The sequence below is a fragment of the Porphyromonas levii genome (genome assembly GCF_018206105.1).
Classification (GTDB): domain Bacteria; phylum Bacteroidota; class Bacteroidia; order Bacteroidales; family Porphyromonadaceae; genus Porphyromonas_A; species Porphyromonas_A levii.
On the sequence record NZ_JADRGN010000001.1, the window covers coordinates 118454 to 133657 of the forward strand.

Consider the following 15204-nt stretch of genomic DNA (forward strand, 5'->3'; position numbering starts at 1 on the left):
AATTGGAATTAACGTAGCTTGAGAGTCACAATAGTTAATACTGCTAGAAGGATGCCAATAAGCCAAAATCTCACCGTAATCTTTGCCTCCGCAATTGGTCTAGTAGGACCTTGTATCAAGGCATCCACTACTCCGGATGGCTTCTGAAAATGATGGTGCAATGGGGTCATCTTGAATACCCGACGCCCTGTGCCAGTCCTCTTTTTAGTAATCTTGAAGAAAGTAGTCTGCAGAATCACAGACAGTGCTTCGACAAAGAATACACCACAGAGGATAGGTAGCAACAACTCCTTACGGATGATAATGGCGAATACCGCGATAATACCCCCAATGGTAAGACTACCCGTATCTCCCATAAATACTTGGGCTGGATATGAGTTGTACCAAAGGAAGCCTACTGTAGCACCAATAAAGGAGGCAGCGAAGATTACCAGTTCCTCCGCTCCTGGGATGAACATGATATTAAGGTAACTTGCAAACTGGATATGGGAACTCATATAAGCAAATATCCCAAGCGCAACACCTATGATAGCGGACGATCCAGCAGCAAGCCCGTCTAGTCCGTCGGTGAGATTGGCAGCATTGGAGACCGCCATAACAATAAACACAAAAACGACAGTCACTAAGAGGAAGGTAAGAAGTTCAGCATTCTGCTTCACGCCAACCGCTTTTGCCACTTCGGAATAGTCTAGATTGTTATCCTTTAGGAAAGGGATGGTCGTCTTGGTACTCTTAACTTCTGTATTGGAGTGGGTAACGACCAGAGTTTTATTGACAGTCTCTGTAGCAATATTCTCCTTTATCACAACTGATGGGCTTGTAAGAAGTACTAAGGCTACGATGACACCTAGTCCAAGCTGCGCAATGAGTTTGTACCGTCCATGAATACCGTCTTTGTTCTTCTTAAAGACCTTGACATAATCATCCATAAACCCAAGCATACCCAACCATAAGGTGGTAATAACCATTAGTATGATATAAATGTTATTGAGTTTATTGAATAGAAGTGTGGGGATAAGGATGGCAATAATAATGATGATACCACCCATTGTAGGGGTACCTACCTTTGCCATCTGCCCCTCAATATCGAGAGGTCGTACCGCATCGGACATCTGTTTCCCCCTTAACCAATCGATAATCCGACTACCAATAAGCGTACTGATAAGAAGACTCACAATCAGTGCTAAGGCTGCACGGGTAGAAGTGTAACTGAATGCCCCCATACCCGGAGTACCGATCTTCTGTAGATAGTCAAATAGATAGTAAAGCATCAGTTAGTAGCTCCTCCTTTCTCTTCGTCGATAATCTTCTCCACCTCCTCAAGATCGCTGAAGTGATGGCGAACACCATTAATCTCTTGGTAGTTTTCGTGACCCTTACCAGCGATAAGTATGACGTCGCTTGGCATTGCCATCGTACACGCAGTACGGATAGCATCACGCCTAGAAGTAATCTTGAGCGTACGGCGCATCATCTCTGCATCAAGCCCCGCTGCCATATCTTCGATAATCTTTTCGGGATCCTCTCGGCGGGGATTATCAGATGTTAGTATAGTAATATCTGATAACTTCGCAGCTACAGAAGCCATAATCGGGCGCTTGCCTGTATCTCTGTTGCCACCAGCTCCGACTACTGATAGGATACGACCTCCATGACTTTTCTGAAGATCAGTAATCGTTCCGAGTACATTCTCTAACGCATCTGGGGTATGAGCATAGTCAATCACCGCTACATATCCCTTTGGAGAAGTAACAGTCTGGAAACGCCCATCCACAGAGGTAAGAGAACTAAGCACCGTCAGCACTTCCTCTTCGGGCTGACCAAGAAGTACAGCTGCGCCAAAGATAGCGAGCATGTTATATGCATTGAATCCTCCGACTAGCCTTGTACAGACTTCCTGCCCATTAAATAGCATGTCAGTTCCATCTAAATGTTGCTCAAGAATCTTGCCCTTAAAGTCTGCATCGCGCTTCAGTCCATAGGTGTGCACAGACGCTTTGGTATTCTGCACCATCACCATACCATTAGTTTCGTCGATATTAGTAAGGGCGAAGGCATCTTTAGACAAACTATCGAAGAACCCTTGTTTAGCATGAAGATAATTGAGGAAGGTGCCATGGTAGTCCAAATGGTCACGAGTAAGATTGGTGAATATTCCACCCACATAATGAGCACCTCGTATACGGTACTGATGTACTGCATGGGAAGAAACCTCCATAAACGCATATTCGCATCCTGCATTAACCATCTCCCAAAGATACCGCTGGAGAGTAAGAGCATCGGGGGTGGTAAGCTTACTAGGAATCCTTTCTTGATCAACGACCACACAAACGGTTGAGATTAAGCCACTCTTATGACCCAGTTTAGTAAATAACCCATGAAGCAATGTAGCAATAGTGGTTTTACCATTGGTGCCAGTGACGCCTACTAATTTAAGCTTATCGGATGGGTGTTCATAGAAGTTCGCAGCGACCTCACCGATAACCATGTCAGTATGCTCTACTCTTAGGTAAGTCACACCCTCCACCCGATTATCAGGCACCTCTTCACAAAGGATAGCCGAAGCTCCTTTATCAATAGACTGTGCAATATAATCATGGCCATCCGTAATTGTTCCACGCAAAGCCACAAATAGCATCCCTTCGGTTACCTCCCGCGAGTCTGCCGTTAGGCTCTTTATCTCCTTATCTGTATCACCCGCCACCACTTCGTGGGCAATACCCTTCATCATTATATTTAACTTCATGCTATTACCTCTGTAGAGTCAATAATAAATGTTGTCCATTTCGTGCCCTCTCCCCCGCTCTTATTGATTGCTTACCGACGACAGCTCCGCTACCAGATATCCTCACCGTAAGCCCTAACTTCTCTCCTAGATATACTGCGTCCATCACACTCATACCCACCATGTCTGGCATAACGCCCGACTGAGGAGTAGTGGAAGTGAGCATCTGCAAACTATCACCACCTTCATGCTTTACCCACTCAGACTTCTTATCGAATCGATCGGGCTCAACACCTGTATACTTAATTGCTTTCTTAATACTCTTGGTATTCCCTGCCAGTACTCTTTGGTTAAAGGTCGCTAGAGAGTCTGCCTTGACCTCATTAATGGGCACAGTGTAGGAGGTGGCAATAGTCTGCTCCGCAATCTCTCTCAACACCTTGCCAGGGATAGAACCTGACGGATATACGCCTCTTGGGCGACTCACCACAACGATACAACTATAGAGGGGATTATCCGCAGGGAAGTATCCACAGAAGGTGACGTTATGTCCACCACCTTTGAAAGTTCCTCCACCGAGCTTTTGTGCGGTACCTGTCTTCCCTGCAATCGCGACATAGGGAGAGTTCATATCCTTACCCGTTCCTTTAGTCACTACCCCTCGGAGCATAAACCGTATCTGGCCAAGAGCTTCTTCAGAAGCAATTTGTTCGTTGATGACCCTCGGTTCACGCTCGTAAGCTACTTCACCATTGCCACTCACCTCACGAACTAAGTAGGGCTCCATCATCTTGCCACCATTAGCTATCGCATTATAAAACCGTAAAGTATATATTGGTGGTACCAGGACCTCGTACCCGAATGAAGTCCACGGCATAGTACTCTTTGTCCACTTACTGACATCCTTTTGTATCTTCGGACACGCGGTTCCAGGAATCTCTAAGTCTATTTGGTCAAAGACATTCATCTTCATGAGTGCATCCAAGTAGGCTTGGTTATTATCACCGAAGGTCTTCATAACCGCTCTAGCTGTTCCCACATTGGAAGAGAAGTAAATAACCTCATTATAGGTAATCTTACCATAACCTCCTTTGTGTGCGTTATGATCTCGTATCACCAAACCCCTTCCTACCGAGTACAACCCATTCCCAACATCAATAGTATCCTCAGGATTAACGCCTTTATTTTCAAGAACAGCCAACATAGAAATAGTCTTGAATGTAGATCCCGGCTCAATAAGATCGGCTAGCGCATGATTAGTGCTCTCCATATAGACGCCCTCTTTCATTCGATCGAGATTAGCCATTGCCTTGATCGCTCCAGTCTTCACATCCATCACAATAGCGCATCCCCAGTCAGCATCCACCTCTATTAGCGTCTTACGGAGGGACTTCTCGGCAATATCCTGAATATCCACATTCAAGGTAGAATAGACATTCATCCCATTTAGCGCTGGCTTCTCCACGATAGGCACAGTTCTAGCTGGCATCCTTACCAACCGCTGAACGCCTTGCACACCACATAGTACCGAATCAAACCTCATCTCCAGTCCGCTATTACCATGCGTTAGCCCCAGAGAGTCTGGTTCATTCATAATCCTTCCAATCGTACGAAAAGCAAGATTCCCATAAGGGTGTGCCCTCCTAACGTACGACTCAGTTACAAGACCGCTTTTGAAGCGAGAGCGTCCTTTGAAGTAAGGGTGGTTGCGTATCTCTTGGAGCTCTACATAGCTTACCTCCCTCCTAATTATCCTATGAAACCGTCCTCTCCCCTTCCCAGTCAATAGAACACGTCTATACTCTGCCGCAGACCGGTCCCCTATTAAGGTAGAAAGGGACTTAGACAAATCCTCAAGTTGTTCCTTGAATACGCCATCCTCAAAGCCTTTCGACCCAAAGTCTATCGCAACGACATACCTTGGCACACTGATAGCTATGGGCAAGTCCGAGTCGCTATAGATATTACCACGAATCGGATCAACATTTTTCCTTATCGTCTGAGTGGGCATAAGTGCTTGCCACTTATGTGCATTGACCGTAGCCGTAACCGTAGCCTTCAACACGACCAAACACCCTAGGGCTAGGAGAATCACTCCAAGTAGCATATACTTTTGCCACCCTTTATGGATACGCAAGGTTCTTTGTCGGTTACCTCGCTCCCGCTGCTTCTCTTCCAGATGATTCATACCGGACTATCCCTATTTAATGATAATAGGAGCTGTCTTCGGAGTATTGATAGCAAGTCTAGCTTCCTCCACCCTCTTCTCAATGCTCGTGATACGACTATCCCCCATCAAATCAGTAGAGATAGAGATATACTCCATCTTGAGGCTTTGTAACTTATTGTTATTATCCGAAATGGTCTTCACTTTGCGCATCCCCATAAAATTGAATCCCACCTGAAACATTGCATACAAAGTGAAGGCGATGATCCACATAATCATTCGCCCATTAAATCTCCTCTCCAGGATATCCCCCTCTACATAGTCCCAAAAAGTCTTGACCCAAGTTCTCCGATCCTCAACACCTCCCTGCTGGGGCATTCCATCCCACTTCTCATCAACCATCTCAAAATACGCCTCATTGGTTAATCATACCTGAGCACAAACTTACCAATTTCCAATCTCTTTTACCACCTTAGGCGTTCAATGTATTGACCCTAAGTAAGGTATTCTTGAGATATGCGTATTCATCCGCAAATAAGGGAGAAAACAGATGCTTTTGCAATCGTTCTTCAATCTGATCTGGGGAATAAAAATGACCACGAAGCTCAAGCATATCAGCGCATTCCTCCGACCTCACATTAAGGACAAAAAGATATATCATACGCTTGTTACTTGAGCACACAGTATGCTGATACTTAAGCAAGAAGCGAGGAGTCGTTTCGCAACGAAGCCCAGCAGCAACAAAAGCACGTGTAAGAGCCTCCTCAGGTGTCTCGTCTTGGTTAACACAGGAGGTCAAAGGATGATCCCTATAAATAGGAGCATGACACTGACTTTCCTGTCCCTCTATATAACATCCTGTAAAGGGGCGATCAGTAAGCCACACTTCATCCCCTTTGACAATAGCCATACGTACTAGTGGACTAGAGACAGGGCAACTAAATCTACTCTTTTCCACCTGTTGTCCCAACCTGAGGTAATGGAATAGCACACCAGCAATAATCAATACACCAGGCAACCATGACGCCTCTATAGAGACTATGAGCGTCAGCAATAAGTATGCAAGACTCCCAAGTCCAAATAGCCGAGCACTAAATAACCACTCCTCGATACCAAGAGGACTGTCATCCGATAGCACATACTCTATACGCCAGAGCCAACCTGCAGAGATAGCTACCGACAATAACCCCCACTCTGGCACCCATTGCGGAAACCAAAGATAGCTCCCCACTATGCTCAACAATAGTATAAGGAGTGGTAAAAAGAGGAACGGTCTCCATGAACTATTTATAGACCTTCGTTTCCCAATAATAAGCACGAGTAATACGCCACCGATAAGGACGCCCCAAGCTCCGAAGAAAAAAGGGAAGGCAAAAGGCAGCCATAGCAATGACGGATTGCTCAGCCAAAAAGCAATGCGAGTATTCATAACCTTATTCATATACTGATACAACACCCACACCGCCCCTTTGGTTTTACATACGCTCTATAACCTCCTCCAGTGCACCAACCCCCTGATATTTGCGTTGAGTACTATTAAAACGATAAGACACAGTGAACATAAATGTCGTTGGTCTATAGTCTAGTGCAACAATTTCCGTGTGTCTAGTCCTTATCCTCGCCCTCATACCATGATAGTTAACAAAGTTATTCGCGCTAATTGTGGTAGTCAGCGACTTATCCTTCAGCCACTGTTTGGATACCTGGATATAAGAGTCTAGTCCCGACTTAATAATCTCTATGTTATCGATATTTCCAAAAGGCATATACTGCATATTCAGCGAAGCTGTAATATCATAAGGGAATGCAAACTGGTTCTGCATCCCAAGAACCAATAGAGGCTTACGATTGGTAATCAATTGGTCAAAGTACCAAATATCATACCCATACATCTTGCTCAACATCGCTGTAAACGTAGGGTGCCAGATGCCTATCTTGGGGCTCGCCACCAATGTCGCTGATAGACTATGATGAGGCTTTGCATTAATGTTCTTAAGTACGGTAGTGTACGGCAGGTATTGCCCAGGGTTTTTGAGGTCTTTCATCAGCTCAGTCGTCTGGGTCAAGCAATCTACAGTATAAGAATAACCCATCATAAAAGTAAGCCAACTCTTATTGAGCAACAACTGCGTATTGTACTCGATGGCTGGGCGAAGTAAGGGGTCGCCCACCTGATACTCAAACCTACTTAGGTAAGTATACTGTGGCTGCAACTGCCAATAATTTGGCCGCTCAATAGAACTACGGAAAGAGAGCTGAGCATTGACGTCCCAAAGCTTGCCTGCTAGAGAGAAAGATGGGAAGTAGTTCGTCCATACCCTACTCTTGTCCTCATCCAATTGCTCCTTATTGTAGTATCGACTATTGAGGCGCTCCATACGCAACCCTGCAGTAAACTGCAAACGCTTCAATATCGGGATACTATACTCAAAGTATAGAGCCATCAGCTGTTCTCTTATCTTACTCTCGAGATTAGGCAAAGCCAATGAAGCATCATTGTAAGCGAAAAACTTATTGTGGATATATGAGTAGCCGCCGCCAATGTTTAGACTACCACCCCATAGCGGGCCTCTAAAATCGGCACGTGCACCTATAGAACTATATGAAGCACCAGAGTTACCCACCTTATTATCCAATTCATAATCTGTCGTATACCCTTCCCTCACCCTTTGAGATAAGTTATTCGAAGGTGCTAGGTAATAGTCTACATCCAACTGCCCTTTCCACTCACCTATACTCCGCAGATAATAGAGACTCGGACGATGAGAGACAGACCAAGGAGACTGCATCAGGTTGTGATTATAGAGCGTGACCGCAGGCTTCTTATCCAGCTTGCTCAGCATAGCATTGTACAGCTCGGACACTCTTCCCTTAGTCTCTAGTGAATACTTTATACCGAAGCTCTGCTCGTCATCTTCGTAGTTTACTCCTACAGTAGCGCCTCCTAGTTTGTCGTAAGTATCGCTCTTAATTTGAGACTTATTGACCCATTCACTATCCTTTATCTTACCTGTAAAGGTAGCTTCGCTAGAGCCACTAACGTAGTGCTTAGTAGTATAGTACCCATCAACAAAGAAGTCCCAGTTATCCCTTCGATAGTTCAGACCTAAGGTAGTTCCGAAGCCCAGCTTCTTCCCCAATTGTTTATTCATATCCTCCCTTATAGAGCCACTTAAGCCACTACCAGGCTCTCGCTTAGTATATATCTTAATCACCGAATGCACTGTAGCATCATATCGGGCACTAGGATTGGTGATGACCTCAATATCCTTAATTAGATAAGGCTTTAGCTGCCTCAATTGACTAGGATTAGTCATCAAGCGTTCATTGATATATATTATAGGAGTACCTTTACCTGATACAGTAATAGCCTCCCCCTGAACCTCTACTAAAGGAATACATCTAAGAACGCTATAAACATCAGGAAGCTGAGATAATGGCGTAGCGCTTATCGAGGTACTCAGTCCTCCCGCCACCATACGGTGGGGAATTCGATTGGCTGTAACTGCAACCTCGCCGAGCATCGTAGCGCTCTCGGGAAGCACTATGGTATGATTTGAAAATGAATGAACTACCGATTCGGATTCCGAAAAGCCCACCATACTCACTCTGAGCAAGAGAGGAAGTTGAGCTCCGCTTACAGGAAGGGCAAAAGTCCCCTCTCCATTGGTCACTCCTGCAACAAGTAGGGTAGAATCGGGGAGTGAGAACACCTTAACTGTTGCAAAAGGCAATGCTCCACTCTTATCATCTTCCACCATTCCTCTCACCTCTTGCCCTACAGCTACTACGGAAAGAAATAGCGCAAGAGCTGTTAATAGATACTTATTCATTATAATACAGCTTGTTATTAGATTCTCTAGGCAAAGATATAGAAAATTACTGATGCAACCCTGTCGCAAGTCCCCTACTACTTTTATTTGATGAGTCGGTACTTAGTGCGTACCTCTTTGATACTGATGCGCTCTTCAAAGTGCCACCACTCTTTTCGGATATTTCTGAGTCCCTCTGCATTGAGTAGTCGGGTGAGGTACCGACGATTGTCGTACGCATTCCTCGTAATCAATCCTTTTCGCAATAGCTCTTGCTCATTATCGGTATGGCTGCGAATACCGAAGTGATCTACTTCACTACCCATATCTACACGCTCTCCAGTGGTAGTGTTTACAATAGTTACATCCACAGCGGCACCATAATTATGCCTTCCCCCTCCATTATCAGGTGAAGCTACATAGACCCGATTGGGTGTACCTTTTACCGCATCGTACATACGGCGCTGTACACTAAGAGGACGAGCAGCATCACAGACCAAAAGAGAGTAAGCCGCTCCCCAGTCGGACTTCAGCTTTCTCTGAGCACGCTTCAGCTTCTCTGCAAAGTGGGGTAACACATACGCCTGAGTAAGATCTCCATACATATTCTCCCCCAAAAAGTTATCCTTTGTGGCGTACATCAGCTCTACTTGGATAGATGGGTCGACCTCCTGAATATCTACAAGTCCTTCAAACGTCCCTTGTGCCCATAACGGAATAGAAAACAGAAGCAGCAGAAGTATCCAAAGACACTTCTGCTGCTTCCTTATGATTACGGATGGCATAAAATCAGTCATTCATCGAAGCGAGGAACTCAATGTTATCCACTGTGCCCTCCATGCGATTCTTGATAAATTCCATAGCCTCCACTGAGTTCATATCACCTATATAACGGCGAAGCACCCACATACGGTTGAGAGTCTCCTTATCCTGCAATAGGTCGTCCCTACGGGTGCTAGAGCTAAGTAGATCCACAGCTGGGAAGATGCGCTTATTGGAGAGCTTACGATCGAGCTGCAGCTCCATATTACCAGTACCCTTGAACTCCTCAAATATCACCTCATCCATCTTCGACCCAGTCTCGGTAAGAGCTGTAGCTAAAATGGTAAGGCTACCACCGCCTTCGATATTTCGAGCAGCACCGAAGAAGCGCTTTGGCTTCTGCAAAGCATTGGCATCTACACCACCCGAGAGCACCTTACCACTAGCGGGCTGTACCGTATTATAAGCACGAGCTAGGCGGGTGATAGAGTCGAGTAGGACAACCACATCATGCCCACACTCTACTAGGCGCTTAGCCTTCTGGAGCACGATATCGGCAATCTTTACATGCTGCTCTGCTGGCTCATCGAATGTAGAAGCAATCACTTCAGCATTTACATTACGAGCCATATCGGTCACTTCCTCTGGGCGCTCATCTATCAGGAGTATCATCATATACACTTCGGGGTGATTGTGAGAGATCGCATTAGCGATATCCTTGAGGAGCATCGTCTTACCCGTCTTAGGCTGAGCCACAATCAGACCACGCTGTCCCTTACCTATAGGAGCAAATAAGTCTACCACACGTACTGATATCTTATCCTGAACCTTTACACTCGCAGGAGACTCTAGCTTAAATTTCTCTGTTGGGAAGAGCGGAGTCAGGTGCTCAAAAGGTACCCGGTCGCGCACCTGCTTAGGATCACAACCATTGAGGCGCACAAGGCTCTTCATAGGGAAGTACTTATCCTTATCCCTCGGAGGGGTCACAATAGCTTCTATCACGTCACCCGTCTTGAGCCCATAAGTCTTAATCTGAGACTGAGAGACGTACACATCATCCGGACTCGATAGATAATTGTAATCACTTGAGCGAATAAAACCATACCCATCTGGCAATACCTCTAGCACACCTGTGCTACGGAGCGAGTCCTTAAAGTCATACATCGGGACTGAAGGTCTGTGCTGCTGTACCGGCTGCGCCACAGGCTGCTGCACCAACTGTATCTGAGGGCGATTATTAGCACTATTGCTTGGATTACTATTTTGCTGAGTCTGTTGAGACTGTTGAGGCTTAGGCTGCTGTGGAGGCAATTGTTGCTGAGGCTGATGCTGTACAATAGCCCTTGGCTCCTCAGACCTTTTTTGCGGGTGAGTAGGCACAATCATACTCATCATGTCAGTGAGCATCGTCTTATTAGCGTTCTTATTGACAAACACCTGTTTCTGTGTGGGAGGTTGCTCAGGCTTACTAGACACCTCCTTTGTGACAACAGCCTCTTTCGTTTCCTGCTTAGTAACTTCAGGCTGCTGGGCATTCTCCTTTGGGGCATTCTCCTTTGCTGCAGCCTCTGCCTCTTTGGCGGCCTTCGCTGCTGCTCTTGCCGCCTGTTCCGCCTTTGTAGGTCTACCGCGACGACGAGGCTGCGGCTTCTCGGGCTCTACCTTATTACTGACAGACTCTACTTCCTTTGACGCAGTCTCCCGTCCTTTATCAGCAGACTTACGACGCTGATTTCCAGCAGCTACCTGGGCTTTCACCTTAGCTACCGCCTCTTCCTTGGCAGGATCTACCGGCTTTGACTCTTGTTCTTTAGTGGCAGATGAGATCTTGGCTTGAGGCTTTTTCCCCCTACCATTAATACCACTCCCCCCCCTATTTTTGTTGCTATTATTTTTGTTGCCGGAAATTTGCTGTGCTAATTGGGCTGCCTGCTCATCGAGTATCTGGTAGACCACCTCCTGACGAGACATTTTAGGGGTCTTCCCCTTGGTACCAAGCTCATCAGCAACCCTATTTAGTTCTTCGTCACTAAGAGAATTCAGCTCTAAAAGCGTGTAAGTACGTGCCATATATATTTATATAAAGATTCAATACCAACCATGACCTACCCAATCCAGAACGGAGGGTAATAAGAATATCTACGGAGGGACTAAATCAAAAAAAGTAAAATCCTAAGAAGTACATATAAGGTGGGCAGTGATGGATTCGAACCACCGAAGGCTAAGCCAGCTGAGTTACAGTCAGCCCCATTTGTCCACTCTGGTAACTGCCCCTACTATATATTATATGTATTGGGTGTATTAAGAATGGGACACCCAACCCATCTTCTGGACGCAAAGGTAATAAAATATCCGCTAAATTCCAAACATAACGCACACTCATGATGATAATTCTCCCTACAAGGGGAACCACGACTCAAGACAAAACAATGGAAAGGGTCTATAAACTCCTTTGCAGGTCAAAGTCAACCAGAAAGGCTAATAGACACGGATAATACCCATTGTATTGGCTGAAAAAGTCAACCACTTAGTGAGCATAGGCAAGTAAATTAGGAAATAGTAGTCAACAGACCAGTGAAACCTCAGGCACATAAGGTCAACTAGATAGTTAAATCGCCCCGAAAAAGGTCAATATATCCAGGAAAAGACGGATATAGTAGGGGCGAAGAATCTTTCACCCCTACTCGTTGCCCCCCTCGCTATATCCCTTGACCATTTAATATATACTAATCTATCCAGTTAATATATATCAATCCAGTAGATTAATATATATACTAAATGGTCATGTAAGATACCGAGACAGGTCAAGCCTGACAGGGAGAGATTTTATGAAATATCGCTATGCGCTGAGTCTGTCCAAGATATTATATGTATATTTGCTTGGAGGGAAGTAATAACTACCAAAGCAGTAAAAATACAGACATATGGGGAAAAGTAGTTTTTGGAAGATGATTGGGATAGGTGCTGGTGTGGCGCTTGGTGTCTATCTTACACGAGAGTATACACAGAAAAAGAGGGCATATCTTGGCAATTATTCGCCTCTCATTGACCATGTGAATATTACGACAGATGGGGTATTAACTGAGAGATGGCTTTTCTTTTGGGACGACGAGGAACGCTGTAGCAGGACCACCCAACTCAGACTAGATAGCATGGGCAATGTTACGAGCCGTAAGCACCTCGTTTTCGATTTCCAAGAGGACAGAGTAGAAGTACTCACCTACCTAGATGATGAGGATACGCCCGATGATGTCTCTTACTTGCTGCTCAACGAACTAGATGTGGTGACATCTATCATCCACCGAGCTAAGGGAGGTCAGGAGGAGCGCTGGGATACTTCTATCAATGGTGCGGAGCTTTCCCAAATTATTAGCGAGGACTCCACCGCTAAGATGTACTGGCACGAGGGCAACCTAGAGGGGGTATCTTATGATGGTGAAGCAAGGGTAAAGATGACCTATTATAAAAATAAGGAGAATCATATCTTCCCAGATATTAACCTATTTATCAATGGGTTTGATATCAAGATGCTCTTAACCTATATGATGGGGACTAGGAGCAGGCACTTCCTTCGCTCAAAGGTAACCTCAGGGGCTAACTACCACCAGCAATCGCACATTTCCTACTTGCTAGATAGTTTTGACCGTCCGATACAAGTATTTATTGAGGAGACAGAGCTGAGCAATGAGATTTCCATTAATAGCACTAGAGAATTTGACATAGCGTACAAGAAAATATGAATCAATATTCAGTAGCAGATTTAGCAGATGCTCCTAAGGCAATAGAAGAGAAGCTAATTGAGAGTATCTACCCTATGAATGATGTGCGGAATACGCTCAACGCCCTTATCAATTACTTTGACCTTGGACTTACTGAAGGTGGTCCGATGCACCAATTGATAAGTTTACTAGTGGTTGCGGGCTTTTCCCTCTTGGTATGGGTGATACTTAAACTACTTTTCGTACGGACACTTCCTAAACTGATAGGGAAGATTCCTGCATTTGAAAACGGAGGGAGACAGAATACGAAGATAATCAATAAGGTAATACTCATCGTAGGGATTTCGCTATTCTCCAGCCTTTTACAAGTGGTATGGCCTGTACCGACAATATGGTACAACGTACTAAAAGTGGTGTGTGGCGTAGTGGTCACGTGGGTAGTAGCGCAGACCATTGCCTGTATCTTCGATATTATCCGCACGAATATGCTGGCATCGAAGAAGTACAAATCGAGTCCTTTTGTCAATCTATTTCAGGTATTCAAGGGGATTGTCTACTTCATTGCTATCCTAGTGGTTATTTCTATCATATTTAAGGTGGATATGACGGCTATAGGCGCAGGGCTTACGGCACTATCGGCAGTACTGATGTTGGTATTTAAGGATACTATTTTGGGCTTTGTAGCTAGCATCCAACTCTCCAATAATGACATGGTGCGTGTCGGCGATTGGATAACCATGGAGAAATTCGGTGTAGATGGAGATGTGATAGATATCTCTCTAGCCACTATTAAGGTCAAGAACTTCGACCTTACGGTCTCTACAATCCCGCCTTACAGTATGCTAACGGAGTCTTTCCAAAACTGGAGGCCGATGCAAGAGGATGGCGGTAGACGTGTGAAGCGCTCGATATTGATAGACATGCAGAGTATTAAGTTCGCTTCTCCTGAACTACTCGAGAGGCTACACAACTCCCCTGCCCTAGCTGAGTACATTGACCAAGTCGTAGTAGATATTCAGCGAGATAATAAGGAGCGTGGCTTGGAGAGCTCGTTCTCTCGCAGGGAGCTGACGAATGTAGGACTCTATCGCAGATACATTGAGCTATACCTTAAGGGACACTCAAAGGTACACCGCCGTTTTACCTGTATGGTTCGCCAGCAACAGCCTACCCCTCAAGGATTACCGCTAGAGCTTTATTTCTTTACAGACACTACGGCTTGGACGGATTACGAAAATATCCAGAGCGATATATTCGACCATCTTCTTGCAGTGATAGGAATATTCGAGCTATCCGTATTCCAGAATGTAAATGGGCGCAATATCGCTACACTTGTTGAGGGGCATAGCGAGACTCCAATAGCATAGGTCTATTAGTGCCAAGTATAAAGGGGCTACCCGCACAGTGCGGATAGCCCCTTTATCTATATAGCCTTTAGCTATTACTCTTCTTCTAGTTCCTCTGTGATAAGAAGCCCTTCGGCAACTTCGTAAGCCTTCTCGTAGCCCTCTAGTTCGCCCAAGATAGCAGCACCGAAATTGAAGACGTAACCAGGTCCACGCCCAGTAATCACCTTGTCATCTACTACAGCGGGTTTTGCCATATACTTAGCGCCCATGAGTTCGGACTCAAAGCCGGGGTAGGAGGTCGCCTTTTTACTTTCGAGCAACCCCATTCTACCAAGTACGAGTGGTGAAGCACACATTGCCGCAACATACTTTCCAGCCTCATGGTGGCGAGTAACGATACTACGCAAATCCTTACTCTCATAGAAATTGGTAGCTCCTGGCATTCCGCCAGGGAGCACTACAGCATCGACGAGTTCGTCCTTTACTTCCTCAATACTATAGTCAGCACAAAGCCTGAGTCCGTGAGACGATGTCACCTCTTTCTCCTTGTAAATAGAGACGAAGTGCGCATCCACACCCCCACGACGTAGAGTGTCTAGTATCCCTACAGCTTCTGTCTCCTCCGTGCCATTAGCAACGAAGATAAAAACTTTCTTTCCCATACTTT

Annotated in this window: 11 protein-coding genes and 1 tRNA gene; 2 read left to right on the forward strand and 10 right to left on the reverse strand. The window is 45.4% G+C overall.

The annotated features are described in order from the left end of the window. Window positions 1-8: 8 nt before the first annotated feature. The 9 genes from mraY to IX315_RS00545 form a co-directional block, all read right to left on the reverse strand. A complete protein-coding gene (mraY, locus tag IX315_RS00505; protein ID WP_211837073.1) occupies window positions 9-1271 on the reverse strand; it encodes a phospho-N-acetylmuramoyl-pentapeptide-transferase in 1263 nt (420 codons plus the stop codon). Next, window positions 1271-2746: a UDP-N-acetylmuramoyl-L-alanyl-D-glutamate--2,6-diaminopimelate ligase gene (locus IX315_RS00510; protein WP_211837074.1), complete on the reverse strand. Its 1476-nt coding sequence runs from the start codon at window positions 2744-2746 to the stop codon at window positions 1271-1273. The genes mraY and IX315_RS00510 overlap by 1 nt, the downstream gene beginning before the upstream one ends. A gap of 4 nt (window positions 2747-2750) precedes the next feature. Next, window positions 2751-4913: a penicillin-binding protein gene (locus tag IX315_RS00515; RefSeq protein WP_211638177.1), complete on the reverse strand. Its 2163-nt coding sequence runs from the start codon at window positions 4911-4913 to the stop codon at window positions 2751-2753. Window positions 4914-4925: 12 nt separating this feature from the next. Further along, window positions 4926-5294 carry an FtsL-like putative cell division protein gene (locus IX315_RS00520; RefSeq protein WP_018358501.1) on the reverse strand — a complete coding sequence of 123 codons (369 nt, stop codon included), beginning with the start codon at window positions 5292-5294 and terminating at the stop codon, window positions 4926-4928. Between the two features lie 70 nt (window positions 5295-5364). Beyond that, on the reverse strand, window positions 5365-6321 hold the full coding sequence (locus tag IX315_RS00525) for a hypothetical protein (protein WP_134849770.1): 957 nt from the start codon (window positions 6319-6321) through the stop codon (window positions 5365-5367). Between the two features lie 46 nt (window positions 6322-6367). Next, window positions 6368-8725 (reverse strand): outer membrane beta-barrel family protein, encoded by a 2358-nt coding sequence (locus IX315_RS00530; RefSeq protein ID WP_211837075.1) that lies wholly within the window; start codon window positions 8723-8725, stop codon window positions 6368-6370. Window positions 8726-8808: 83 nt separating this feature from the next. Next, entirely contained in the window at window positions 8809-9489 is a 681-nt protein-coding gene (locus tag IX315_RS00535; protein ID WP_156808697.1) for a M15 family metallopeptidase, read from the reverse strand. Between the two features lie 4 nt (window positions 9490-9493). Continuing rightward, the gene (gene rho / locus IX315_RS00540; protein ID WP_211837076.1) at window positions 9494-11539 is read right to left on the reverse strand and encodes a transcription termination factor Rho; all 2046 of its coding nucleotides are present in this window, start codon (window positions 11537-11539) and stop codon (window positions 9494-9496) included. 121 nt (window positions 11540-11660) lie between these two features. Continuing rightward, a tRNA-Tyr gene (locus IX315_RS00545) sits at window positions 11661-11742 on the reverse strand. A gap of 651 nt (window positions 11743-12393) precedes the next feature. Here IX315_RS00545 and IX315_RS00550 point away from each other — a divergent pair. Then, a complete protein-coding gene (locus IX315_RS00550) occupies window positions 12394-13209 on the forward strand; it encodes a hypothetical protein (protein WP_018358496.1) in 816 nt (271 codons plus the stop codon). Further along, the gene (locus IX315_RS00555; protein WP_018358495.1) at window positions 13206-14555 is read left to right on the forward strand and encodes a mechanosensitive ion channel family protein; all 1350 of its coding nucleotides are present in this window, start codon (window positions 13206-13208) and stop codon (window positions 14553-14555) included. The genes IX315_RS00550 and IX315_RS00555 overlap by 4 nt, the downstream gene beginning before the upstream one ends. Window positions 14556-14629: 74 nt before the next feature. Here IX315_RS00555 and IX315_RS00560 read toward each other — a convergent pair whose 3' ends face one another. After that, window positions 14630-15199 carry a DJ-1 family glyoxalase III gene (locus tag IX315_RS00560; RefSeq protein WP_018359297.1) on the reverse strand — a complete coding sequence of 190 codons (570 nt, stop codon included), beginning with the start codon at window positions 15197-15199 and terminating at the stop codon, window positions 14630-14632. Window positions 15200-15204 lie beyond the last annotated feature (5 nt).